We start from the raw sequence: 25,340 nt of genomic DNA, 5'->3' as shown, positions 1-25,340 counted from the left end.
GTTGATTGGTTCGGACGTTGGCGCGATGTCGCGTGAGGAGCTTGAGGCGGAAGTCCTGCGGCTACGGCAGGGGGCGGCGGAAGGCGAGGCGTTCGGCAGGAAGGTCCGCTCGACGCCCGCGGGCCGGGACGAGCTGTTCGCCGCGGTCGAGAAGTCCCGCTTGCCGATGATCCTGACCGACCCGAACTTGCCGGACGATCCCATCGTATTCGCCAACCGGGCCTTCCAGGAACTTTCGGGCTACGGCGCCGAGGAACTGTTGGGTCGCAACTGCCGCTTCCTGCAGGGGCCTGGCACCGACCCGGACCAGGTCCAGGCCATCCGCGACGCCCTGGCGGCCCGGCATGACATCGCCGTGGACATCCTGAACTACAGGCGCGACGGCACGCCGTTCCTCAACGAGCTGTTCATCAGCCCGATCATGGATAGGGACGGGCGCGTCCTCTACCACTTCGGCAGCCAAGTCGACGCCACGGCATACCGTGACGCCCGCCGCCGGCTCGCGGCGAACGAGCGACGGCAGCGGGCAATCTTCGACAGCGCCGTGGACTTCGCCATCGTCGTCACCGACCGCGACGGTCTCGTCACCGACTGGAACTCCGGTGCGGAGCGGATCTTCGGCTGGACGACCGCCGAGATGCGCGGGCAACCCGCCGACCGCTTCTTCACGCCCGAGGATCGCGCGGGAGGGCGCGCCGAGATCGAGATGTTTCTGGCGCGGGAGGAGGGCCGCGCCTCGGACGAGCGCTGGCACGTCCGCAAGGACGGCGGCCGGTTCTGGGCATCCGGCGAGATGAAGCTCCTGCTCGACGAGGCCGGTGAGCATATCGGGTTCACCAAGATCGCCAGCGACCGCACGGCCGAGCACGAGGCCGGGAAGGCGTTGAGGGAGAGCGAGGCGCAGCTTCGCGAGAGCGAGGACCATCTCAGGCACACGGTCGAGCTGAACCCCCAGGTCCCGTGGACCTGCGACCCGGCCGGCAACATCACCTCTTACTCGAACCGCTGGCTGGAACTGACGGGGCAAGCCCCGGGCGAACCGGACGGTGCCGGCTGGATGAAAGCCGTACACCCGGACGACATCCCGCACACGGTGGCGGTGTTCTCGGCCTGCCTCGCCTCGGGCGATCCGGTGGATGTGGACTACCGCATCAACATCGCGGGGGCCGGCGAATACCGCTGGATGCGGGCCAGGGCCCGTCCCCGCCGCGACGCGGCCGGCGCCATCGTGGCCTGGTACGGCGTGGTCGAGGACATTCACGACCGTCGTCTCGCCGAGGACGCCTTGCTCGCGAGCGAGGCCCGCTACCGGACGCTGTTCGAGACGGTCGAGGTCGGATTCTGCATCCTCAGGATGCGGTTCGACGCGGACGGTCGGGCGGTCGACTACCTGATCGAGGAGGCCAACCCGGCCTTCGCGAGGCAGACCGGCGCCGACTTCGCCGGCCGGTGGGTAAGCGAGTTCGCGCCGGACCTCGAACGGCACTGGTTCGACAGCTACGGCCGCGTCGCCCTGACCGGGGAGCCCGCCCACTTCGAGAACTACGCAGCCGTGTTCGGGCGCTGGTTCGACGTGCGCGCGCACCGGGTCGGCGACCCGCGCGACCACCGCGTTGCGGTCTTCTTCGCCGACATCACCGCGCGCAGGAACGCGGAGTTGCGGGCGGAGGCCAGCGCGCGCGAGCTCCGCCTGATCGCGGACGCGCTGCCGGTGCTGATTGCGTTCATCGACGCCGGCCACGTCTACCGCTTCGCCAACGAGGCGTACCGGGACTGGTTTTCCGTCCCGTCGGCCGAGGTCATCGGACGGGATGTCCGCGAACTCCTGGGGCCGGCCGCTTATGACGCGCGACGGGCGTTCATCGACCGGGCGCTCGGGGGCGAGCCCGTACGGTTCGAGACGGATTGGCCGCATGCGGACGGTCGCCCAAGGGTGGCCGAGATCCGCTACCTGCCGCGGCGGGACGCCGACGGCGCGGTCGACGGCTTCCACGTGTTCGTCCAGGACGTGACCGACCGGAAGCGGGTCGAGGCCATGCTTCGCTCCCAGAACGTGGAGCTTGAAGCCCAGGTGGCAGCGCGCACCGCCGAGCGCGACGAGGTCTGGCGCGCCTCAAGCGACCTGCTCTGCGTCGCGACCCTCGATGGTCGCTTCACGAGCCTCAACCCGGCCTGGCGCGCGACCCTGGGCTGGTCCGAGGAGGAATTGACGGGCCGGCCCTTCCTCGACTTCGTGCACCCCGACGACCGGGCCGCCACGCTGGCAGCGGCGGAGGGATTGGCCCGGGGCGATGCGCAACTGTCCTTCGAGAACCGGTACCGGCACCGGGACGGCGGCTACCGCTGGCTGTCCTGGAACGCCGTGCCGCGCGGGGGGCTCGTCTACTCCGTCGTCCGCGACGTCACCGAGGCAAAGGCTGCGGCCGAGGCTCTCGCGGCCGCCGAGGAGGCCCTGCGCCAGAGCCAGAAGATGGAGGCGGTCGGGCAGTTGACCGGTGGCTTGGCGCACGATTTCAACAACATGCTGGCCGGGATCGTCGGATCGCTGGAGCTCATGCAGGCCCGTATGCTCCAGGGCCGGATGGCCGACATGGAGCGCTACATCGGCGCGGCGCAGGGCGCGGCCAGGCGCGCCGCGGCGCTCACCCATCGCCTGCTCGCCTTCTCGCGCCGCCAAACCCTGGACCCGAAGCCGACCGACGCGAACCGGCTCGTCGAGGGCATGCTCGATCTCGTCAGCCGCACGGTCGGCCCGGCGATCCCGGTGGAGTTCGTAGGCATGGGCGGCCTGTGGCCGACGCTGGTCGACCCGAGCCAGTTGGAGAACGCGCTCCTGAACCTCTGCATCAACGCCCGCGACGCCATGCCGGACGGCGGCCGCATCACGGTCGAGACGGGCAACCGCTGGCTCGACGAGCGCGGCGCGCGCGAGCGCGATCTCTCGCCCGGCCAGTACGTGTCGCTCTGCGTCTCGGATACCGGCACCGGCATGACGCCCGACGTCGTCGCCAAGGCGTTCGACCCCTTCTTCACGACCAAGCCCCTCGGCGAGGGCACCGGGCTCGGGTTGTCGATGATCTACGGCTTCGCCAAGCAGTCGGGTGGCCAGGTCCGGATATACTCGGAGGTCGGGCAGGGCACGATGGTCTGCGTCTACCTGCCCCGGCACCTCGGAAACACCGACGATGCGGAGGACGTCCCCGACCTTTCGGAGGCGGCCCGGGCCAAGGCCGGGGAGACCGTGCTGGTGGTCGACGACGAGCCGACCGTGCGCATGCTGGTCACGGAGGTGCTGGAGGATCTCGGCTACGCGGCCATCGAGGCGGGCGACGGCGCCTCGGGGCTGAAGGTGCTCCAGTCGGACGTGCGCGTCGATCTGCTGGTCACCGACGTCGGCCTACCCGGCGGGTTGAACGGCCGCCAGATGGCGGACGCGGCACGCGAGAGCCGCCCCGACCTGAAGGTTCTGTTCATCACCGGCTATGCCGAGAACGCCGTCCTCAACCACGGGCATCTCGCCCACGGCATGCAGGTCATGACCAAGCCTTTCGCGTTGGAGGCGCTCGCGGCCCGCATCCGCGGCATCATCGAGGGCCGTGGCTGACGGGATGCCAAGAAGGTTCTTGGCGCGATCTGCCTTCAGGCACGCGACTGCAGGCTCTCCAGCGGTACGCCCACCGTGCACCTGACGCCTTCGGCCCGGTAGTCGATGGCCACCCGCCCACCGCCCATCCCGCGCTCGATCAGGCGCGAGCCGAAGCCCTTGCGGTCCGGCGGTGCGACCGGGGGCCCGTCCCGCTCCCGCCACTCCAGCCGGAATTCGGCATCCTCCCCGTCGCCGAACACGTTCCAGTGGACATCGACATGGCCGGACTCGTCGGAGAGGGCACCATACTTGGTCGCGTTGGTCGCGAGCTCGTGCAGCACCAGCCCGAGCATCAGCGCCGCGCTCGGCCCGATGAACAGGTTCGGCCCGGAGACGTGGAACCGACCGGCCTTGTCCTCGTGCAGGGCCAGCGTCCCCCGCACGAGGTCGAGGACGTTGGCGGTCTCGGAATGCCCCAGGAGCAGGACGTCGTGGGCCTTGCCGAGGACCACCAGGCGCGCCGCCAACGCTTCCTGCGCCGCCGGCAGGCTCGCCGCGTTGCGCAGGGTCTGCGTCGCGATGGACTGCACCATGGCCAGGGTGTTCTTGAGCCGGTGGCTGAGCTCGCGGTTGAGGATGTCCTGCGACGCCTCGGCGGCCTTTCGGTCGTCGATGTCACTGACCGCGCACACCGCCCCGACCGTCGAGCCCCGCTCGTCCTCGACCGCCTCGCCGGTGATCATGATCCAGCGCCGCGCGCCGCCCGGCCTCTGGTACAGCACCTCCAGGGCCGCGCGCTTGCATTCCCCCGCGGTGATGCGCGCGAGGGGATACTCGTGCCCCTCGACCCGGCGACCGTCCTCGTGGAAGGCCACGAACGCGCCGTAGGCATCGCTCGACGGGGCGTAGAGCGTGTCGTGGCCGAGGATTTCGGCGAGGCGCTGGTTGCCCATCAGGATGCGGCCGGAGGGCGCCTCGGCGAGCAGGATGCCGACCGGCACGGTATCCATGACCGACTTCAGCCGCGCCTCGCCGGCGGCGCGTGCCGCGTCGGCCAGCTTGCGGTCGGTGATGTCGACGGCGACGCCAGGATAGCGCAGCGGCCTGCCGTCGTCGTCGAGGAAGCACCGACCGCGGGCATTCACCCAGGTCAGCGTGCCGTCCGCGCGAAGTAGGCGGTACTCCTCGCTGAACTCGCCCCCGGTATCGAGGGCGTGCTGGATGCGCTCGCCGACCCAGCCCCGGTCGTCCGGGTGGATGCCGTCGACGAAGGCGGCGAGCGGCGCCCCCTCGGCGGCCTCTGCCGGGTCGACGCCGTACATGCTGGCGAACTGCTCCCCGGCGTAGAGCCGGTCGGCCGGGATGTCCCAATCCCACCACCCGAGGCTGCCGGACGCCGCAAAGGCGAAGGCCAGCCGCTCCTGCGACGTCCGCAATTGGTCGCGGGTCGCCCGCATTTCGTCGTTGAGTTGCCGCTCGCGCAGCACGGTCATCACCTGCCGGGCCAGCCGTCGCAGGGCGTCCGCCTGCCTCTCGGTCAGGCCCCCGGGCCGGGGCTCGCGGTCGATGACGCACAGGCTGCCCAGCACCTGCCCGTCCGGGTCCCGCAGCGGTGCCCCGGCAGAGAAGCGGATGAACGGTTCCCCGGTCACGAGCGGGTTGCTTCGGGTGCGCGGATCGACGGTCAGGTCCGGGATGGTCGAGATGTCCGACGCGGACAGCGTGTGGGCACAGACCGAGGCATCGAGGGCGGTTTCGGAGAAGGGGAAGCCTACCCAGGCCTTAAACCATTGCCTGTCGCCGGCGACGAGGCTGACGAGCGCGACGGGCGTGTCGCAGACCAATGCGGCCAGTTGGGCAATGTCGTCGAATTCCGCCTCCGGCGGGGTGTCCAGGATGTCGGTCGCCGCCAGCGCTTCGAGGCGGACCGGATCGTGCACCGGGGACGGTAGGGTAGGCTTCGGCATCTTCTCGGGGGAGTGTCGGAATCGTAGTTTAGACGAGTTGCGCGCAACCGTCTCGTGGTCTGAGGTCCGACCGCTGGAGGAATCGTCAGTTGCGCCCGATCAGCTCGTCGGCATCGTAGCCGCATAGGTTCTGGAAGGCCCGGTCGGCGAAGACGATGGGATTGTCGGGCAGGTTCGGGTCGGTGACGATCTGCGGCATGCGGGTCTTCTCCGCCGCCGTGAACAGCAGATCGGTCGATGCGACCGAGTTGAACTGCCCGTGGCCCGGACGGCGCAGGCCGTCCTGCCGCTCGGCCTCAAGCCTCGCGATGCGGGCTTCGAGCTCGCGCTCGCGCCGCCGCAGCCTCTCGATCTCCGCGTCCATGGGCCCCCCTGCTGGCGTGAGTATCGTTGGGATTTGCCCGGGACAACGGTCCGGGGTGGGCCGCGGCGACGCGGCGCAGGACGAAGCGCGTTTTCCGGTCCCTATTCGCGCCCGATGGCCGGACGTCGCCCGGGACGTTCGTGAACGTCGCGCGTCGTGGTTCGCTTCCCTGGTCGGTAGTCGTGAACGGGAGACCTCATGCAATCCGACACGCCAAGGCCAAGGGACTACCCCCTTCCGCCCATCGGCGACCCGCCGCCGGACCAGGCCCCTCGGAAGGCGATCCGCCGAGCGAGCCCCCGGCGCCACAGCCCCCCGGCCCGATCAACGGGCCCCGATGGGGACCATAGGCCTCACGAGCCCGCGTCCCTGACGGGGCGCAGTGTCACGACGTTGCCGGTCGCGGCTGACGCTGCGACACTTCCCAGGACCTCGGCGACCTTGCGGGCGAGTTGTTCGCGCTTGAACGGCTTGCCCACGAGGTGCACGCCGTCGTCCAGCCGGCCGTGGTGCACGATGCTGTTCTCCGTGTAGCCGGACATGAACAGCACCCGCACCTCGGGGCGCAGGGCCTGCACCCGTTCCGCGAGCTCGCGCCCCCGGAGCTTGCCTGGCAGCACCACGTCGGTGAGCAGCAGGTCGACCGAGGCGAGGTTGGTCCCGAACACTTGGAGCGCGTCCTCGCCGTCGACGGCTTCCAGCACCCGGTAGCCGAGGTCGGAGAGGATCGCGCAGGCGATCTCGCGTACTCCCGCCTCGTCCTCGACGACCAGCACCGTGGCCGAGCCGCGGGGCAACTCGACGGGAGCCCCCGTGACCGGCGCGGCGGCCACGGCACCGAGCGCCCGGGGCAGGTAGATCTTCACCGTCGTGCCCTCGCCGGGCTCGGAGTAGATCTTCACGTGCCCGCCGGACTGCTTGACGAAGCCGAACACCATGGCGAGGCCGAGCCCGGTGCCCTTGCCGTCGGGCTTGGTCGTGAAGAACGGCTCGAACACGCGCCTGACGATGTCCGGGGTCATGCCGTGGCCGGTGTCGGAGACCGCCACCATGGCGTAGTCGCCGGGCGTGATCTCGGCGTTGTCCCGGGCGTAGGCCTCGTCGAGGACCTTGTTGCCGAGCTCGATGGTGAGCCGGCCGCCGCCCGGCATCGCGTCCCGGGCGTTCAGCGCGAGGTTTAGGACCGCGCTCTCCAACTGGGCCGGGTCGGCCATGGCAGGCCACAGGCCGGCGGTCTCGACGTAGCGGACCTCGATGTGCTCGCCGAGCGTGCGCCGCAGGAGCGGGACCAGGTCCGGCATCGTCGCGGCGAGGTCGACGGGCGCCGGGGCGAGCGGTTGCTTGCGCGCGAAGGCGAGGAGTTGGCCGGTCAGGGTCGCGCCGCGCTGGGCCGCCCACGCCGCGCGCTCGATCCGCTGCTGCAGCCTGGCGTCGCCGTCGAGCTTGGCCCGGACGAACTCCAGGTTCCCGAGGATGACCTGCAGGAGATTGTTGAAATCGTGCGCGATGCCGCCGGTCAGTTGCCCGACCGCCTGCATCTTCTGGGCCTCGCGCAGCACGGCCTCGGCCTGGGCGCGCTTGGTCATGTCCGAGACCGTCAGGACGAAGCCGCCGTCGGGCATCGGCGTCCGGCGGATCTCCAGATGGTGTCCGTCCGAGCCCTCCCGCTCGTAGGTGACCGCCTCGCGGGGATTCCGGCTGCCGTGGCGGATCTGGTCCTCACTCTCCAGGGCGGGGCGGCCGGGTTCGCCGGTGTGCTCGGCGAAGGCGCCGTAGGCGGTGCCCGGCCGCAGCATCGCCTTCGGCAGGTCGAGCAGCACCTGGAAGCAGTGGTTCCAATTCGCGAGCTTGCGGTCGGGCCCGAACACCGCGACGCCCTGGCTGAGGCTGTCGATGGTGGTGCGCAGGCGCAGGGCCAGCGCCCGCTGCTTGGCCTCGGTCGCATGGGAGCGCGACCACGCCCGGTTCAGGAGGCGGGCCGCCCAGAGCATCGTGAGGACGGCCAGCGCCGATCCGGCGATGACCATCCAGCGCACCCAGGCGGCCCGGGCGTCGTTCTGAGCGAGGCGCTCGTCGAGCAGCCGCTGCTCGTCGCCGAGCATGCCGTCGAGCAGGGCCTCGGCGTCCCGCATGTGTGTTCGGCCGGCGTCGCCGTTGACGATGCGCAGGGCGTTCTCCAGCCCGCCGTCGCGGCGCGCCTGCAGGGTCTGGGCGAGCTCTTCCAGCTTGTGCTGGATGGCGGGCGCCAGGGCGCGGATGCGCTCCTGCTGCGCGGGGTTGTCGGCGGTCAGCTTCTGCAGCTCGCCCTGGAGCAGGCCCAGCCGGTCGCGGGCGGCGTCGTAGGGTGCGAGGTACTCGTCCCGGCCGGTGAGGACGTAGCCGCGCTGGCCGCGCTCGGCGTCGCGCAGGGCGATGGCGAGGTCCTTGGTGGTGCTGAGGATCCGGTAGCTGTGCTGCGACCATTCCCGGGCCTCGCGCGAGGCGTTGAGGCGCTCCCAGGTCACCGCGCCGACCAGGGCGACGATGGCCATGAGGACGCCGAGCACGAGGAGGTTGGCGCGCCTGACGAGGTACTGGGTCATGGTGTCCGTGACTATGCCGGCTGCTCGCGGACGCCCTTGCACGCAAGCAGCGTGCGACCATGGCCGGAAGCGAGAGACGCGGGCATCGCCTGCCCGCGGGTCCGGGGCCACTACATGGGGCGCGATTGCGGGAATTTGCGGGCGGGCCGACGGAGGGAGCGCACTTCAACGTAATGGAGATGGCCTTGCCCTGCGTCATCGTCCGCAGTGACCAGCCCCCTCGAAGCTTTGTCGGATGCGACCGTCCAACCGGAGCCGTTATGCTAAACCCCTTCTATGCCGCGTCCCTCCTCGCCGTGGAGACCCAGACGGTCATCGAGTTGCGGCTTGTGCGGATCGCCTGGGGCGCCGGAGGCCAGGCCGAGATGGTCTCGATGGTCGGCGAGAAGGTGGTGGCCGCGATGGAGACCCCCAACACTCTGATGGCGAGCGGCAGCCACGGTGATGTCATCGCGCGCTACCGGGAGCTCGTCGCGGACAACATTCACCGCCTAATGGCCTGAGCCGGCTTCGAAGTCGACAGGCGGTAAGCTTTCATAAGCCGACCTTGCGGGCGTACCTGCCCTGATTGCGCGACTTGACGAAGCAATTTTCGAGACCCGCACACGAATTTTACGTCCGTCCGTGGCCGTGTCCGCTTACGGGAAGCGCACAGCCGCGCGCGAACGACTGCGTTGGGTCGAATGCGGAACGTCCGCTTCTGGGCAAGCAGCAAGCTTCCGCTTATGGCGCGAAGCCGAACGAACCGAGGTGTGACTTCGTCAGCATACGGACGGTTCGGTCGATGCCTCTGAGGGACTGCGTAGGATCCATGATCCTATTCCGCCGTGACATGGTCACGGTCCTGCGTGCGGCACCCGGATACCTGCCAGGAAAGGGGAGGGGACTGAAGGCGACGAGAGGGTCCGGGAGACAATAACCCATCTTGAGCCGTGCCGCGCCTTTCCCATTTAACAGGCGTCGACCGTGCTCCGGTCCGATCCGATCATCACCTGCATGGTGACCTCAACGACCCTGACGGCGCCGGGGCCGTCATGCGAAAGGTAGAGGGGCGCGTCACGCGGCATGCTCGTCGCCCTCAACGCTCCCCGGTGTGGCCTTCGGCTTTGATAACTTCGGCTTGCGGGCCTCCGTCATGGCAGCACGCAAGGCCCCCGGCGGCGGAAGAAGGGGGGCCGCGGCGACCGCGGCCTGCTCAACGAGTTCGATCCACGGGTCGAGGAATGCGGCCTTCTTCTGCAGGCGTCGGGCGCGGGAGTAGGCGCTTTCCGTGACGTCCTGGGTGTCGATGCCCTCGTTGTGGTATAAGACGTACTTCGTCTCGAAGAGGGTAAAGTCGAGGAATTCTTGGGTGTGCGTCGCGTACCCACGTCGGAAATCGTGTGGGCTCGCCTCGACGCCGGGCATGATCCTCGTGTTGTGGTTCAACACCGAAACGTTGATGTGCGTGACGATGTCGCCCGCCTTCTGAGGGCGCAAGCCGGGAAACAGCCACTTCGAATTGTCGTTCCGCATCAGCATGCGCTCGACCACGGCACGGGCGGCTCCGTTGAGGGGCAAGTCATGCGTCCGGACATCCCCCCGCTTCAGAGCCGTCTTCCGGTGCGCAGGGGGAATCTTCCAGACCAGCATGTCGCCCTCAACGACGAAGCCCCTGCGTCTGGCATTCACGATGGTGCGTCGACGTTGGACCGTCAGGATCGCGAGCTCGATGGCGGCCGCCACGACCGGGTGCATGACGCCGGCGCGGCAAATGGCTAGGATGCGCCCGAACTCGGCGACCGGCGGCACGTAGCTTCCCGGTTCACCGTCCTCGTCCACGTCCTCCTGCCCAGCCTCCTTGCGTGAGCGCTCTGGGGCCTTGAGTTCCTTCATCACGCCCGGCGTGACGCCGCTGCTCAGCTTCTGCGCGCTGCTCGCCATCCACGTCCACATCGGGCGAATGCAATCCGCCAGCTTTTCCGCCCGACGCTCCCGCCCACTCCTATGCGTCTCGGCAATGACCTCGGCGAGCCGCTCAATGGTGATCAGGAAGACCTTCGTATCGTCGAAGCGCGCAAGTTCGGGCGCGTGGAGGATGGCTCGGTAATCGTTCCAGGTGTCCTCGCGCTTGGTCCTCCTCACCTCGTCGAGGTATCGCTCGCGGGCCTGGGCGAAGGTCCAGTGCTTGTCCCGGTCGAGCTTGTCGAGGAGCTCCTTGAGCGTCTCCTTCCTGGGCTCCGGCGGGGGAGGGGCAGGGACGACGCGCATCCGAACGAGCTCGGCACGGACCCAATCGTCGTCGACCTTGCTCCGCACGTCCCGGACCTGGTGCATCGCCTCGCCGGCGAGCGCTCGGGCCTGCGTGAGCGTGAGCAGGTCGATGTCCCCTAACGTCAGGCGGATGGTCCGCCCGGCGACCTCGGTCCGCCACGCCCACTTAGCGCCGCGGCGCCCGACGCGCAGCACCAGGCCGGTCTTACCGTCGTTCAGGTCGTAGGCGGCCTTTCCCGCAGGGAGGCCCTTCTTGGCCAGCTTGACGTCGGGCTCGGTGATGCCTGTGGCCACTCGGAACGCCTCGCGAACTCGGACGGGTCTCGGACGGGATTTTCTCGCCGGCGTAAACCCTGGCCGCAAGACGGCTTTTGGCCGTTTGGTGAACGCTGCCGTGGAAGCTAAGGGCAGTTAGAGCGTGTTATGAACCTATGACGTTGTGTGAGGGTTGAGGGGCATGAGCGCCGATCGCCCCGCCTATCCGTCCGACGTGTCCGATGAGGAATGGGCGCTGGTCGCTCCCTACCTGGCGCTTTTGCGCGAGGATTCGGGACAGCGCGACCACGAGTTGCGCGAGGTGTTCAACGGTCTGCGCTACATCGTGAAGACCGGCGCTCCTTGGCGGTTCATGCCCCACGACCTGCCGCCCTGGGCGGCGGTCTACCAGCAGACCCAGCGCTGGTTGGCCGCCGACTGCTTTTCCGAGGTCGCCGGAGACCTACGCGCCGTGCTGCGGGAGGCGGCGGGACGCGAGCCGGAGCCGTCTGCGGTGATCCTGGACAGCCGGACCCAACGCTCGTCGCCCGAGAGCGGCGAGCGGGCGGGCTATGACGGGGCCAAACGCAAGCGCGGGTCGAAGGTTCACCTGGCGGTGGATACGCCTGGGCATGTGGTGGCGCTGCACGTCACGCCGGCGAATGTCGATGATCGCAGCCAGGTCGGGGCGCTGACCTGCGCGGTGCAGGCAGAAACGGACGGAAGCGGAGAGAAGGCGTTCGTCGACCAGGGCTACACGGGCGAGAAGCCGGCGAAGGCTGCCGAGGCGAACGGGATCGAACTGGAGGTGGTCAAGGCACCCGAGGCCAAGCGCGGCTTCGTGCTGCTGCCGCGCCGGTGGGTGGTGGAGCGCTCGCTGGCCTGGGCGACGCGCTGCCGCCGGTTGGTCAAGGACTACGAGCGCTACGCCACCACGCTGGCTGGGATCTACATGGTCGCTTTCGTCTGTGACATGCTCAGCAAGCTCGTTCGCATAGCAAACAGTTCATAACACGCTCTAGCTTCCATAACGCCCTGTAGAGGCTCGCTTTTCCGGGCGGCCATTCCCCCTGTGGAAAACCACTACGGGCACCGCCGTCCGAAATAGCGCTCAGGAATCATAATCCTTGTGTCGGGGGTTCAAATCCCTCCTCCGCTACCACCCGTTTTAGCCCGCTCAATCAACGACTTGGCGGGCTTTTTCGCGTCCGATAGTCTGTCGAAACGTGTTGCTGTTGCCTGCAACACTGGTGCAGGCTTTTTCAACGGGTTGCGACACGGCGTAGGCTGCTCCATGCAACACGGTCGCAACACAGAAATGGGCTGAGCAGGAGCATGCGGGGCGGGCTTCGCGTCCGGTGCGTGGGCTGGCTGCGGCCCGTTCTGAGGCCAGGAGCGCTCCATGACCAAGCTCCCCACCAACGAGCCCTGGATCGGTCTTCCATCGCCGACGATGCCCCGCTGCGGCTGGCGGACGCCGCTCGCCTAGCTTTCCCTTCCGGCGGCATGACCGTTGCCAGCCTGCGCCGCGAAGCGGCTCGAGGGCGGCTTGTCATCGAGCGGATCCCCTCCGTCGTCAGGAACGAGAATAGCCGGTGCTCCCCCTCGACGGGCTCGCCCCGCCTCGACCCGCGCACGCCAGTCCACGGCCGCCAGACGCCCACGATGGCGAAAAGCAGCCGACCCTCGTGAGGAGCGAACTGCATGGGCGTCAGCCACGGCTTCCAGCACGATGCGCTTCGTCACCTAGAGAACCTCACGATCGCGTTACAATCGCGAAGCTCTCCAGCTCTTTGATTTTTTCGCATTTTCTTAGACGAACCAGTATCCACTTCGTCGGAAAATGCTCCAGCGAATAACGGCAGCGCAAATCTCTGCGCCCCGTCATGCGCTGAGATGTACCGTGGCTGCAACCGCCCTTGGCAATGACCACCTCATAGGCCCCGGCTCCGACAACTTGGGGGTGTCGGCGCACCGACTACCAGCCATAAGGCGGTGGATTCGCGTTCGCTGAGCCACGGGTCGTGCCGGCAGAACCCGGAGCGCCCGTCGCGGATGCTGCGTTGGAGCGACCCGCCGTCGGAAGGGCGTCGGTGAGGTAGCGGGCGCGGTCGAGGCCGCTGCCCGTCGGCCGCGGAATCGCCGGGATCGCGCGCTCGGACGGCGGGGGATTGACCGGTACGAGGTAGGCGGGTGCCGCGGTGGCTTGGGTGGCCGGTGCCTGGGGAACCATCACGAGGGTGCGGCTGGCATTGACCATCACGCCCGGGTTCGGCGACGGAGCGGCAGCCGATCTCTCCACGGAGGCGGGGCTCGCCGGGTCGACCGCCGGAGGCGTCGGCCTCGGCCTCCGGGGATGGCTTGCGCGAGCCGCCGTGGTCGAGCCGGGGAGCGCGCCGATCCGCAAGCCGGCCAGGTCGGCCAGGAGCACCTCGGTTGGGGTGGCGCGGCGATAGCAGTGCTGCACCCGCAGCGACGCCGAGATGGGGCCGACGATGGCACCGCGACCCAGCTCCACCCGCTGGAGCGCGTCGATCCACTGCCACGCATAGGCGCAGCGGTCGCTCACGGCGACGCCGAGGCGGCCGTAGGCGTTCTGCACCGGGCGCCGGACGATGCGGTAGAGGTTGCCGTCCTCGAGGGTCGCGAGCTCGGCGGCGATGCCGCCGCGGCTCGGCTTCTCCACCTGCGAATCGTCCCAGGCGCGGCCCGACTGGAGCACCAGGTCGATCCGGCCGCGGGATTGCGCGAGCACGATCCGCTGCCGGAGGCCCGCGCTCGTGCGCGTCTCCTGGACGGAGGCGACCGGGCCGCGGTTCGGCAGGCTGACGAGGGGCGCGTCGCGGCCCTGGTCGACGGAGGTGAAGGCGGCCTCGAAATGCGGTCCCGTCCGGCGGGCGGTGGCGGTCTGGCAGGCGCCGAGCAGGCCGAGGCCGAGGAGCACGCCTGCGGTCCGCAGGAGCGTCCCTGCCCGGGACGGTCCGCGGCTTTCGGCGGCGATGGAGGTCGATCGGCTCATCGGTCCTGTCCCGGCATCCTGGTGTCGTTGCGGCCGAGCCCCGCGGTGTCGAAGGGCCCGAACCGGTCGCCGTCGCGCGGCTGGATCGGCCGGGGCGCGCCGACGAGGGCGCCCAGATCGGCCTGCGCGAGCGTCCCGATCGCCGGGGCCGGCGGACCGGCCTGGAGGCTCGCCCGGTCGATGCCGTTCCAGCCCGGCAGGAGGCTGAAGCCGTACTGCTCGTAGGGCATCGCCCCCACGCCCACGACCCGCCGGGCGACGAGCGGCGGTGCGCCGGGCGCCTCGCGCAGGTACTCGCCGTCGCGCGGGCGGGCGAGCCGCTGCGCACCCTCGCCGAGGCGCAGCGGGTTGTCCGCGGCCACGGCGATCGGGAATTCGCCGCGGGCGACCGCCGGCGGCTTGACGCGGACGGCGACCGCCGCACGGGGCTTGGGCACCGGGCGGGGCGTCGCGGCGGCCTGCTGGACCACCGGCGCCGGGCCGCACGGGCCCGTCTCCCGCGCCTGCGGGTCGGGCTCCGCGAAGATCAGGTTGACGACCTTCGGAAAGAGGCCGTCGTAGCGGTTGACGATCTCCAGGTAGTCGCGGGTGCGCTTCAGGCGGGACAGGCTGAGCGCGTAGCCGAGGACCGAGGATTCCCGCGGCCGCCAGCTCACCGCCCGCTGGAACCACTCGGCCGCCGTCTCGAACTGGCAGGCGTTGTAGGCGTACCAGCCGAGGGCCTGGGCGCCCTCCGCGGCGCTCGTCGCCAGGACCACCTTGGCGTAGCGGTCGAGCCGGTCGGGCTCCACCGGCGCGGCGGGCCCCTCGCTCAGGCGCCGCTCCATCATGTCGAGGTAGAGGGCGAGGTTGGTCACGGAGGGGCCGCGCCAGGCGAAGGCGACCTCCTCGGCCTCGCGGTCCTGGCCCATGTCGCGCAGCGAGAGGGCGAGGCCGGTGGCGATCGCCGCGTCGCCGCCGCGGGCCATCGCCGCCTTGAACCAGTCCAGCGCCTCGCGGAACTGGCGGCGGTGATAGGCGTACCAGCCGAGCAGGCCGATCTGGGACGGCTCGCCGAGCCGGCGCACCTGGGCGGCGAGGGCAGCGAGGTCGGCGGGCTCGATCCGCTCGACGGCCTCGCCGTGCAGCACCGCCACGATGCGGGCCCGGGTCACGTCGAGGCGGATCGCCTGGAACGCGTCGCTCCCGTCGGCGCCCGTGCGCCCGAGCGCGAGCAGCGGCTCGACCTGCGCCATCGGCATCACCGCCATCGCCTTCTGCACCGTGGCGAGGCGCAAGGGAGCGTCGGTCTGCTCGGTGAGGAGCGTCCGGTAGAGCGCCGCCGCCCGGGCGAGGTCGCCGGTGCGGGCATAGGCCTCCGCGAGCGTCCAGGCGATGTCGATGTCGAGGTTGCGCAGCGTCTCGGGCGAGGCCTTCACCCGGGCGATGATTTCGTCCCAGTCCCCGTCCCTGGCCGCCGCGCGGGCGGCGCTGCGCAGGGTCCCCCGGTTCAGCTTCTGGGCGAGATCCTCCGAGGGCTGCCAGCCCGGATCGATCGACTGGCGCACGCTGATCGCCGTGCGCAGCTCGTCGAAGCGGCCGGCGGTGAAGAGATCCCACATCGGGGCCTCCTCGGGCGGGCTCGGCTTCAGGGTGTCGAGGTCGGCCGGAACGGTCCAGGCCGGGTGGCGCCGGCGCAGCCGCGCGATCTCCATCTGGACGCGCTCGCTCTGGCGCTGCGAGGCGTAGTAGCGCAGCGCGCTCTCGTCGACGATCTCGGCCCCGGTCCCGGCGGTGTCGGGCGTGTCGAGGATGACCGGCGCGCGGCGTTCGTTGAGCTGGAGGACGCCGGTGCGGACCGGGGCCGGCTGCGCCGCCGCCGGCATCGCCCATCCGAGCCCGGCCGCGAGGGCGATCAGGCACGCCCCGGCGTTCAGCCGCGGTGCGATCCCATGTCCGGAAGTTTCCTTCCGGACATGGGATCGCGAGCCCGCGCGGCGCTTGAGCGAAGCCGAAATCCGCATTGCAATAGCGATCCCGCAGGATCGCCTGACGCAATCAATCGGATTTCGTATCACCGCCCGAGACATGCGCGGTACCTCGTGTTCGCGGCCGTCAGGGCCAGCAGGTGCAGGGTGGCGGGATAGTAGTTCTCGTTCGGCGCGAGCTCGACGAGCCCGCCCGGCAGGGGCGTGCCGGAGACCGCGCAGGCCGCGAGCGCCGGGATCATCGCGTAGCCCGGCTCGGCCAGGCGCCCGGCGACGCCGTTGCCGGCGAGATCGACGATCGGCAGCCCGGCCGGGTCGGGCTCGGCCCAGAGCGCCAGAAACGGCTGGTAGGCGCGGCGCTCCGTGACCCCGGCCATCGCGAGATAGAGCGGCACCCGGACGGCGTTGTAGGAGAACTGGGGCGCGAAGCCCGCGGCGGGCCGGGGTTGGCCGCCGCGCATCGCGATCCACTCGCTCGGCAGCTGCGCGTCCCCGAACCGGGCCCGCACGACGAGGTCCTGGCCCGCCGCCGCGACGCGGCCCCACTCGAATTCCGGCGCCACGGTGGCGAGCCGCGGGAAGGCCGGGAAGATCCAGTAGGACAGGTTGACCACCGGGCCGTCGGGCCGGTCCTCGGCGGAGAAGCCGTTCATCGCGGGCAGCAGGAGCGGCGCGCCCTCGGCGCGGAACAGGATCGTGCGCCGGCCGATATCGACGGCGATCCGGCGGGCGGCGAGGCGGTAGCCCTCGTCCGACCACGCCGCCGCGGCCTCGACGAGGGCCCAGGCGACCAGGACGTCCCCGTCGGTGGCGTTGTTCGTGTCGGCGATGGCGGGCCGCTTGTCCGGCTCCCAGCGCCAGGCGAGCAGGGAATCCTCGCGCACCATCAGGTTGGCGCGGGTCCAGTCCCAGATCCGCTGGAAGGCGTCGCGGTCGCCGGCGGCGACGGCGAGCAGCATGCCGTAGCCCTGGCCCTCGCTGTGGCTGATCCGTCCGTTGCCGGTATCGACGACGCGACCTTGCGCGGTGACGAAGCGGGCCTTGTAGCTCCGCCAGGCCGCGGCGTTGCCGAGGCTGCCCAGCAGCGGCGAGGTCTCGGCGGAGGCCGGCGCCTCGGCTGCCGGCGCGGCACCGGGGCCCGGACCAGGACCCTGGCCCGCCGGCGCCTGCGCGGCGGCCGGCCCGAAGGGCAGCGCGAGCAGGAGCACCGCGGCGAGCGTGCGGGACATCGATTCGATCACAGGCTCTCCTCCTTGCCGCCGTCGCGACCGGGGCGGCGGGCATTCGGGTTGTGGCGCCCGACGTCGCGCAGCATCGCCGAGGTGCTGAGCCCGAGGCCGATCGCCGCCGCGAAGACGAGCAGGGCGTAGGCGGACGGGTTGGTGGAGAACCAGCCCGCCACGACGAGGCGCAGGTTCTCGAACGACATCCGGTCGCTGCCGAGGAAGCGTGCGCGCTTGGCCTCGTGGATGGTGAGCGTCCCGTCATTGGCGTCGAGGGTGACGACGCGGCCCTCGACCCGGTTCCAGATCGACGGGGTCGTGAGGCAGGTCACGGAGGCCTGCAGGTTGGCGGCGTTCGGGGCCGTGACGACGGTCAGGAGGCCGCCCGCATCGCTGCCGGACAGGCCCTGCCCGACGATCAGCGAGGCCTGCGCCCCGACCTCGATCTCGGGCTCCCGGACCTGATCCCCGGCCCAGGCCGAGGCCGACGAGAGGCCCGACCGCAGGGCCGCGCCGAGGCGCGCGACGGCGGCGGAAACCTGGTCGGCGAAGGCGCTCTGCGGCCGCAGGCCGCCGTTCCAGCCGGCCGGGAAGTCGCGCTCCTCCGCCTGGGCCGCGTCGGTCCGCGCCCGCCGGGGCGCGACGATCGCCGGGCGCGGCCCGACCGCCGGGAGGGCGCAGGCCGGCGGCAGGTTGTTGCGCAGCCGGTCGATGCTCGCCCCGTCCATCACCACCGGGCGCTGGCTCGGCTCGCCGAGGGGCGCCGCCGCGGCGCGGCCCTGCCAGATCTGGCGGATCTGGTCGGGGCTCAGCCCGACGGTGCGCAGAACCTCGGGCTCGAGGGCGCGGGCGGGGGCGACGACCAGGGTCGGCGCCCGCCGGTCCAGGATGCGGTCGTTGGCGAGCTCGAAGTCGATCGGCCGTCCGGCGGTCAGGGCCATCTGCACCGCGATCGTCGCGGCGGCGGCCATCGACTCGCGGTCCGGCGTCGGCACGACGAGCCGGGGACGCGCGTCCGGCGCGGTCCGGGGCAGGCCGCCGCCGAGCGTCGCCGCGAGGTCCGGTGCGCGCAGGGCGCGGGCGAGGCGCGGGGCCACCAGGGTCGAGCGGTCGAGGAGCAGGAAGCGCTGGCGCGCCGTGCCCTCCTCGCAGATCCGATCCGATCCAGTTGGCAGGAGCGCCCGGATGTCGACCCGGTTGCGCCCAGGGCGCCAGCGGCTCAGCGGCAGGGCGACCGCCTCGCCCCGGAAGGCATCGCCGCCCGCACGGGCGAGGGGCACGCTCGCGACGTTGCGGCCGTTGACGTCGACCACGATCTGCGCGCCGACCTCTAGGCCCGCGGCGTAGCCGCCGGAGAGTTCGAGGACGGCCTTGTCGTAATCCGCCGGGACGAAGTCCGCCGGCAGGGTCACCTCGAAGCCGGTGCGGAACAGGCGGCCGGAGAAGTCCCGGCTCTGCAGACCGAGATCGGAGAAGCGGAGGCTCTCGCCGCCCTGGAGGGGCAGGCCGCGAGAGAGGGCCAGCGCCTGCAGGCCCTGCGGGCTGCCGCTCGGATCACGGCTCGCGGTTCCGGCCACGATCCTCTGGGCGGCCTCGATGTCGGCCGGCTCGTCGCCCGTCACGACGATCCGGGCGGCGCGATCGCCCTGGGCCGGCTGGAACACGAGCGGCTGCGCACCAGGGGCGGCAAGGTCGCCGTCGGGCCGTCCGGCGACGATGTCGAGACCGGCCGGTCCGCCGGGCTCCGTCGCGAATTCCACCGCTACCTGGCCGAACCCGCCGGCGAGTGCCACCTGCTGGACGAGGCCGATCAGGCGCTCGAATGTGGCGAAGGTCGGGCGCCCCTTGAGGATGATGCGGACCGGCACGATGCCCCGGCCATCGGGGGCGATGGCCGGCAGGTCGCGCAGGGAGGTCGCGCCCGCGCCGCCCGCCGGCGCCACGAGGCCGGTCCAGGCGGGGTCGATCTGGGTCCACAGCTCGTAGGTCGCGTCGAGCGAGCAATCGACCCGGTGCCGCTGCACCCCGGCGATCGCGACGGCGTTGTAGCCGGGCTTCAGGAGGTCGGCGGGGATGTCGAACTCGATGATCCGGATCGCGCCCGGCGCCTTGATCTCGCTGCGGCCGACGGCGACGCCGTTGATCGTGGCGGTGAGGAACGAGGCGTCGGGCACCACCGAGATCGCCGCGAGGTAGCCGATGCGCAGGCGCAGCCGCTCGCGGGCCTGCCCCTCGGTGAGGTAGACGGGCCATTGCAGGCCGCTCTCCTCGCCGGTGAGCCGCAGGGGCGTCGTCAGGGCCTGGAACGGCCGCTGCGGCGCGGCCGCCGGCACCGGATTCCGGTCGGGCGCGGCGGCGGGCGGCCGCGACTTCGGCCGCGACTCGGGTCGGGCTTCGGGGCGGATCTCGGGAGCGCCGGCCTCGGGCATCGACAGGATCTGGGGGGCGCCGCGGCCGAGGAAGCTCTGCGCGCCGGCCGGCGCGGCGGCGCCGATGAGCAGGGCCGTCAGCATCGGCACGAGGCGGCTTGGTGCGGCGGACATGGTCGGGCTCGGATTCCGGAAGAGTGAGCTGATCGGAGGAAGGCTCAGCCGGCGCTGCCGGCCTGGGGCGTCAGCGGGTCGGACGACCGCCGTCCCCGCTCGGTCGCGGCGGGGGCGTGCTTGATCTCGGTCACGAGCTGGCGCCAGCTCGAGGCCGCGGGCTCGGGCGGCTGCGCCGCCTTCGGGGGAGGCGTGCGGCGCGAAGGGGCCGCCTGGGCCTGCGCCGCGCCCGGCTCGGCCATCCGCGCCGCGCGCCCCGCCATCAGGCAGGAGAGCGCCCGGACCGGTCCCACGAGGCCCCAGAGGATGAACTGCACCGTCCCGGAGAGGATGTCCTTGTGGGTGCGCCGGCGCTGCTGGAAGCGGACCATCGCGTCGGCGTCGCCGTACATGAGGTCGGCCAGCACGACGTAGCTTCCGGGGGTCATCGTCTCGAAGACCAACTCGCACACCGTCTCGTCGCCCGCCCCCGCGATGCCGGTGACGCGCACGGGAATCGCCGGCGCGTGGCCCAGGAGCGGCAGGCCGGCCTGCGGCGCGAGGGAGAGGCTGCCGAGCGCCCCGTCGCTGCTGCGACGCATCGGAACCACGGCGTCCATCCGGATCCGGCAGCGGGCGCTGGAGATGCGCTCGACGGTCACGTCGATGGCCATGCCGTTGAGGTTCAGCACCCCGGGCCGGTCGACCGCCAGGGAGGGAGCGGCCTCGGTCTGGCGCCGCTCGGCGGCGACGCCGAGCGCGGCCCCCGCGGTGATCAGGTTGAACAGGTTCCACATCCCGACGACGAGCATCAGGTTGGTCACGCCGGGCTCGAACAGGTAGCGCCAGGCCGAGATGCCCATCGTGACGAACAGCACCGCGAAGACGATGACGTAGGGCAGCGCCAGGGGCGACAGCTGGTCGTGGTCGAGGGTGATGTTCTTGGCCGTCACCTTGAACGTCGGCTTGCGCGGCGCGAGCATGACCGAGGCCGTCGCCTTGATCAGGAACAGGCCCTGGACGTACTCGTACAACTCCGACACGAACGGCCAGCGCACCCGTCCATAGAGGTAGTTCTGCATCATCAGGTTCACCACGATGTAGGTCGCGGTGTAGGCGATCGCCTCGTCGACGTTGGCGACGACGATCTTCATGTCGAACAGGATGTAGAGCAGCGGCGCGATCATGAAGACCAGTCGCGGCAGCGGGAACAGCCAGAACGTCATGCTGGACATGTAGCAGAGCCGCTGCAGCGGCTTCAGTCCGCCCTTGAACAGCGGGTTCTTCAGGATCATGATCTGCATCATGCCCTGGCACCAGCGCGAGCGCTGGCCGATGAAGTCCGACAGCGTCTCGGCCTGGAGGCCGGCGATCAGCGGCTTGTCGACGTAGATGCTGGTCCAGCCGCGGGAATGCAGCTCGAAGGCGGTCTCGCAATCCTCCGTGATGGTGATGCCGGAGAACCCGCCCGCCTCCTCGAGCGCCGCGCGCCGCAGCAGGGCCGCCGAGCCGCAGAAGAACGAGCCGTTCCACTTGTCGAGCCCGCACTGGCCCACCGCGTAGAACATCTCGTTCTCCGACGGCATCCGGTCGAAGGTCTTGAGGTTGCGCTCGATCGGGTCGGGATTGAGGAAGGCGTGCGGCGTCTGGACCAGGAACAGCTTCGGGTCGGCGCCGAAATGGCCGATCGTGTCGCGCAGGAACGAGCGGAACGGCACGTGGTCGGCGTCGAGCACCACGACGATCTTGCCGACCGAGTGGCGCAGGCCGTTGTTCAGGTTGCCGGCCTTGGCGTGCTGGTTGCGCGCGCGGGTGAGGTAGGAGACGCCGAGATCGGCGCACAGGGCCTGCAGCACCGTGCGGCGCGCCCGCGCCTCCTCCGCCTTGTGCGGGTCGGAATCGGCGCATTTCTGGTCCGTCCCGCCGTCGTCGAGGAGCCAGACGGTCAGCTTGCCCGCCGGATAGTCGAGGGACTTCGCCGCCGCCAGCGTCGTCGCCAGGATGTGCCGGTCCTCGTTGTAGCTCGGCACGAAGACGTCGACCGTGGGCAGGTCGTCGTCCTCCTCCTGCGGCGCCGGTCCGCGCCGGATCGGGTCGGCGTTGATCACCAGGCTGATCGCCAGGATGTAGAAGCAGTACAATTCGGCGCCGAGCAGGATCGTGCCGGCGACGAAGCCGAGGGGATCGCTGACCGGCGGCAGCGTGCTCGACACGCGCCAGTACATGTAGCGCAGCACGACGAGGCTGCCGATGGCGAGGAAGGTCAGGCGGCCGGTCCGGCCCTTCGCCAGCGGCCAGAGCAGCAGCATCAGGACGATCGCACCGAGGCTCATCTCCAGCTGGACGGCCGGCCCGAGGGGCTGGGCCAGCAGCAGCAGGATCAGGGCGGCGCTGGCGAGCCACGCGGCGCGCGCGAGGAGAGGGGGCATCCGGCCGCTCCGGGAGGGGTGGGAGGTCGTGGGTTGAGGGCGTGGGGGAGAGGGCTGGCGCGGCGACCGCGGCCGGCGTTCAGAACGCGATCCGGCCGTCGACGCTGGTGTAGTAGCCGCCCTTGCGGACCCGGTCGTAGGAATAGCCGGCCCCGAAGGAGAACTTCATCGGTCCGACCGCGAAGCCGGTCACGTGACCGCCCGCGCGCCAGCCGTTGAAGAAGTTGTCGCCGAGCAGCGTCCCTTCCGGGCCGATGAACACCCCGGGCGCGACGGCGAAGCCGGCGCGGAAGCGGGCGTAGTAGGCGTTGAACAGCGTCGAGTAGGAGGCATTGACGGCGACGAGCGTGTTCTCCGTCGGGTTGGCGTAGAAGTCCGCCGCGACCTTGACGCCGAGGCCGGTTCCAACGACCGGATTGCCCGGATCGAGGATCGACAGCTCGTTGCTGCGCACGTTCATGCCGATGTAGCCGGCGAGCGCCGCCTGCTGCCAGATCCACTCGTAGCCGAGCAGGACCGTGCCCTCCTGCTGGACCCCGGTGACCGTCTGGCGGACCGCAGCGCCCGGATAGGAGTAGGTCCCGGCGACGCCCTGGAGGCGCACGCGCAGGCCGCTCTGCAGGAGGGTGTCGACCGGCGCGATGGTGGCCGTGAGCGAGCCGAAGGCGGAGTTGTTCGTGGTCACGGTCGAGCCGGCATCGACGGCGACGATCCACTCGTCGCGGTCGACCTCGCGCTCCACGCCCGTGTACCAGTCGGCCGCGACGCTGGCCGTCGGCTCCAGAGCGAGCAATCCCAACAAGACCGAAGATTTCGGCAACCAGTCCAACACCGCTGACCCCCAGAAAGCCGCGCGTTTTCGCGTGTGTTATGAGGAAGAATTTCATATTTATTGGTTAATATCGAGTTAACTACGCAGCGATACCGCCGTCGACCTGCTCGATGTCGGCCTCAGCGAGCCGTCGCATTGGTCCGTCGACGCGCTCCTCCCGACTGCTCGCGACACGTCCGGCGGTTGTGCTGGACAGCGCGTGACCGGCAATCTCGCGGCTCAACGCGTAGACCCTCGCGGTCTCTGAGGTGCCGAGCGTCGCGACGCGGAAGGCCAGCCAGCGTCCGGCAGTCCGCTCGGTGCCAGGGCGGGTCGCCACGATCACGTCGCGGATACTGCCCCGCTCCACCGCGACGGCATCGAGGGCGCCTTCGAGGGCAGGCCGGTCCGCAGGCCGGAGATGGGCGAGGACGTCGCCGAGCGCGCAGGCGCGCTCGGGCACCGAGCCCGCGGCCGCGCCGTCGCCGTCGGTCCAGACGACCTGGCCCGTCGACCGGTCGATCTCCCAGCACGTCGAGCCGGACAGGGTGCGGATGGCCCGGATGCGATCCTGGCTGCGGGCGAGCGCGATGCGCTTTTCCCGGAGCAGGCGCTCGTAGCCCTGGCTCCGGTCGATCGCGGCGCGCAGGGCATCGGTCAGTCGGAGGAGATCGCGCGTCACCGGCCGCCCCATCGGACGATGCACCTCCTCCTGCCGACAGAGCGCCTCGGCATCGGCGATCGCCCGGGTGAGCCGCCCGCCCAGGACCCATCCGGCAGCTCCCGCGAGCCCTGCAGCGGCCGTCAGCAGGAGGAGCGGGAGCCCGGCGGCCTCGGCTTCCGCCTCGGGCGAGCGAACCGCCACCAGCCACCCGGGCCCTCCGCGCTCCAGATCGCCGACGGCAGCCGTGAATTCCGGGCCGCCGGGCTCCGGGCCGGACCGGTGCAGGGCGCGGCCGGTGCCGTTGAGGACCGTGACGGAAAGATTGCGCCCGGCCTCGGGAAGGATCCGTCGGGCCGCGGCGACCACGGTGTCGGCCCATTCTGGCGTGAGCTGGACGGCGACGACGCCCAGGCTCGACCGCGCTCCCACGGGGGCTGACACGATGATGTTGCGAGGAAGCCTAACGCCGGCCCGGCTTCCCTCGGCCGCATCCCCGACGATGCCCCCGACGAGAGCCTTAGTGAACCACGGGCTTCCGGAGAGGTCGGAACCAACGATTTGCCCACGGGCGGTGGCCCGGACGCGTCCCGCCCGGTCGGCGACGAGGATGTCGGCATAGTCCGGGTGGAGTTGCTGCCACTTGGCCAGCAGGAGGTCGATCGCTGCCGGATCGGTAACTTGGACGGACAAGCTCTCGGCGACGATGCTCACGTCCTGGCTCACGGCGAGCAGTGCGCTCTCGAGCCGCTCGGCCAGAACAATCGCGCTCTGCTGTGAGGTGAGCCCTCGTCCTCGCGACCCATCGGGTGCCGCGCCGGTGAGGACGGCGATGCCGCCCAGCCCGGATGCGCAGACGAGCAGAAGCGTGAGCAGGCTGCGCACCGACGTGAAAAGGCAAGGGCCCATCGATACTCTGGATTGGTTGGGATCGGGTGAGAGGTTCAACGCCGGAACTTGTTAGGGCTCCAACTCAGCAGAACATGGTTAACAATGAGTTAACGCTAGTATTTACGACAATGTAATGCATGTTTTTTGCAATGCGGAATATTCGGCTGGACAAAGAACATCAAAACGATCAAATTTTAGTCGAAAATAGTAAACGAGGCAGAGGGCGAATGATGAAGGTTCGATTAGAGAGCGGAAAAGGATGAAATTTTTGCCTAGTGCGGGTGGCGGGGCGTCCCACTGGGGCCTCTTATTGCCTCCTCAACCGGATCAACGGCGAAGCCACCGGACGGGAGCAGGGTCAGGCCGCGGGCACTGCGATCATGCCCAAGCACGGGGTTTTCGTTGCGCTGTTACTGAGGGCTCAACCGTAGCACGCGCGCCACACCGCGGCGGCCCTGTCCCCGACTGCGCTCGGGTGAACCACTCCGGGTTTTTCGGAGGCTGTTTGTCTTGGGTCAGGCGAAGGCTCGGTCACCGCCGTTGGCGGGATAGCGCGTTTCGGCCTCGGCAGTTCGAAGCCGAGTGCGTCCTTCCGGTCGATGCGGCCACGCGCGGCCGCGGCCGCGCGGCGATCCGAGAGGGTCTCGCACAACTGCAGCACGGTGACGAGCGCCAGCCGTCAGGGCGCCCCGGCCGGACGGCCGCGGGAGGAGAACGACGCCGTGGACTGCGCGTTGGTGAACACGGTGCCAAGCTCATCCCGCAGCCGCAGGCCGGCATTGCCCGAGGGAACGCGGCTCGGGCCACGGC

General features: G+C 70.4%; 13 protein-coding genes and 1 pseudogene. 3 read left to right on the top strand and 11 right to left on the bottom strand.

Annotated elements, in window-relative coordinates:
• The first annotated feature begins 25 nt into the window (after positions 1–25).
• A complete protein-coding gene (locus tag BM430_RS22235) occupies positions 26–3,604 on the top strand; it encodes a PAS domain S-box protein (protein WP_244539618.1) in 3,579 nt (1,192 codons plus the stop codon).
• Positions 3,605–3,639: 35 nt separating this feature from the next.
• Here BM430_RS22235 and BM430_RS22230 read toward each other — a convergent pair whose 3' ends face one another.
• The 3 genes and pseudogenes from BM430_RS22230 to BM430_RS22220 form a co-directional block, all read right to left on the bottom strand.
• The gene (locus BM430_RS22230) at positions 3,640–5,553 is read right to left on the bottom strand and encodes an HWE histidine kinase domain-containing protein (RefSeq protein WP_093569425.1); all 1,914 of its coding nucleotides are present in this window, start codon (positions 5,551–5,553) and stop codon (positions 3,640–3,642) included.
• 88 nt (positions 5,554–5,641) lie between these two features.
• A pseudogene (locus BM430_RS34175) lies at positions 5,642–5,917 on the bottom strand (hybrid sensor histidine kinase/response regulator); the annotation flags it as partial.
• A 353-nt stretch (positions 5,918–6,270) separates the two neighbouring features.
• Positions 6,271–8,499, bottom strand: a complete 2,229-nt coding sequence (locus tag BM430_RS22220; RefSeq protein WP_093569423.1) for a CHASE3 domain-containing protein — start codon at positions 8,497–8,499, stop codon at positions 6,271–6,273.
• A 260-nt stretch (positions 8,500–8,759) separates the two neighbouring features.
• Between BM430_RS22220 and BM430_RS22215 the strand changes: the two genes are divergently transcribed.
• Complete coding sequence (locus BM430_RS22215) at positions 8,760–9,002, top strand: hypothetical protein (RefSeq protein ID WP_093569422.1); 243 nt, start codon at positions 8,760–8,762, stop codon at positions 9,000–9,002.
• 553 nt (positions 9,003–9,555) lie between these two features.
• Here the strand turns inward: BM430_RS22215 and BM430_RS22210 are convergent.
• Complete coding sequence (locus BM430_RS22210; RefSeq protein WP_093569421.1) at positions 9,556–11,046, bottom strand: tyrosine-type recombinase/integrase; 1,491 nt, start codon at positions 11,044–11,046, stop codon at positions 9,556–9,558.
• Positions 11,047–11,209: 163 nt separating this feature from the next.
• Here BM430_RS22210 and BM430_RS22205 point away from each other — a divergent pair, with 163 nt between their 5' ends.
• Positions 11,210–12,019 carry an IS5 family transposase gene (locus BM430_RS22205; protein ID WP_093569420.1) on the top strand — a complete coding sequence of 270 codons (810 nt, stop codon included), beginning with the start codon at positions 11,210–11,212 and terminating at the stop codon, positions 12,017–12,019.
• A gap of 966 nt (positions 12,020–12,985) precedes the next feature.
• On the opposite strand, the gene bcsN is transcribed toward BM430_RS22205, so the two are convergent.
• From bcsN to BM430_RS22165, 7 genes are all read right to left on the bottom strand, one after another.
• A complete protein-coding gene (gene bcsN, locus BM430_RS22195; protein WP_143132100.1) occupies positions 12,986–14,026 on the bottom strand; it encodes a cellulose biosynthesis protein BcsN in 1,041 nt (346 codons plus the stop codon).
• Positions 14,023–15,891 carry a hypothetical protein gene (locus BM430_RS22190; RefSeq protein WP_093569417.1) on the bottom strand — a complete coding sequence of 623 codons (1,869 nt, stop codon included), beginning with the start codon at positions 15,889–15,891 and terminating at the stop codon, positions 14,023–14,025. Before BM430_RS22190 ends, bcsN begins: the two co-directional genes overlap by 4 nt.
• A gap of 188 nt (positions 15,892–16,079) precedes the next feature.
• The gene (locus tag BM430_RS22185) at positions 16,080–17,234 is read right to left on the bottom strand and encodes a family 8 glycosyl hydrolase (RefSeq protein WP_244539617.1); all 1,155 of its coding nucleotides are present in this window, start codon (positions 17,232–17,234) and stop codon (positions 16,080–16,082) included.
• Positions 17,231–19,759, bottom strand: a complete 2,529-nt coding sequence (locus tag BM430_RS22180) for a cellulose biosynthesis cyclic di-GMP-binding regulatory protein BcsB (RefSeq protein ID WP_244539616.1) — start codon at positions 19,757–19,759, stop codon at positions 17,231–17,233. The genes BM430_RS22185 and BM430_RS22180 overlap by 4 nt, the downstream gene beginning before the upstream one ends.
• Before the next feature lie 44 nt (positions 19,760–19,803).
• The gene (bcsA, locus tag BM430_RS22175) at positions 19,804–22,167 is read right to left on the bottom strand and encodes a UDP-forming cellulose synthase catalytic subunit (protein WP_093569416.1); all 2,364 of its coding nucleotides are present in this window, start codon (positions 22,165–22,167) and stop codon (positions 19,804–19,806) included.
• Positions 22,168–22,246: 79 nt separating this feature from the next.
• The gene (bcsS, locus tag BM430_RS22170) at positions 22,247–22,969 is read right to left on the bottom strand and encodes a cellulose biosynthesis protein BcsS (protein WP_093569415.1); all 723 of its coding nucleotides are present in this window, start codon (positions 22,967–22,969) and stop codon (positions 22,247–22,249) included.
• A gap of 109 nt (positions 22,970–23,078) precedes the next feature.
• Positions 23,079–24,587, bottom strand: a complete 1,509-nt coding sequence (locus BM430_RS22165) for a PDC sensor domain-containing protein (protein ID WP_143132099.1) — start codon at positions 24,585–24,587, stop codon at positions 23,079–23,081.
• Between the last annotated feature and the right edge of the window lie 753 nt (positions 24,588–25,340).

The organism is Methylobacterium sp. 174MFSha1.1 (assembly GCF_900116815.1).
Lineage (GTDB): Bacteria > Pseudomonadota > Alphaproteobacteria > Rhizobiales > Beijerinckiaceae > Methylobacterium.
The sequence above is the reverse complement of the archived record's forward strand: the minus strand, read 5'-3'. Positions and strand labels throughout refer to the sequence as shown.

Coding starts and splice junctions, on each gene's coding strand:
- BM430_RS22235 (WP_244539618.1), top strand. CDS start 26: ATGTCGCGTGAGGAGCTTGAGGCGGAAGTCCTGCGGCTACGGCAGGGG.
- BM430_RS22230 (WP_093569425.1), bottom strand. CDS start 5,553: ATGCCGAAGCCTACCCTACCGTCCCCGGTGCACGATCCGGTCCGCCTC.
- BM430_RS22220 (WP_093569423.1), bottom strand. CDS start 8,499: ATGACCCAGTACCTCGTCAGGCGCGCCAACCTCCTCGTGCTCGGCGTC.
- BM430_RS22215 (WP_093569422.1), top strand. CDS start 8,760: ATGCTAAACCCCTTCTATGCCGCGTCCCTCCTCGCCGTGGAGACCCAG.
- BM430_RS22205 (WP_093569420.1), top strand. CDS start 11,210: ATGAGCGCCGATCGCCCCGCCTATCCGTCCGACGTGTCCGATGAGGAA.
- bcsN (WP_143132100.1), bottom strand. CDS start 14,026: ATGAGCCGATCGACCTCCATCGCCGCCGAAAGCCGCGGACCGTCCCGG.
- BM430_RS22190 (WP_093569417.1), bottom strand. CDS start 15,891: ATGCCGGCGGCGGCGCAGCCGGCCCCGGTCCGCACCGGCGTCCTCCAG.
- BM430_RS22180 (WP_244539616.1), bottom strand. CDS start 19,759: ATGTCCGCCGCACCAAGCCGCCTCGTGCCGATGCTGACGGCCCTGCTC.
- bcsA (WP_093569416.1), bottom strand. CDS start 22,167: ATGCCCCCTCTCCTCGCGCGCGCCGCGTGGCTCGCCAGCGCCGCCCTG.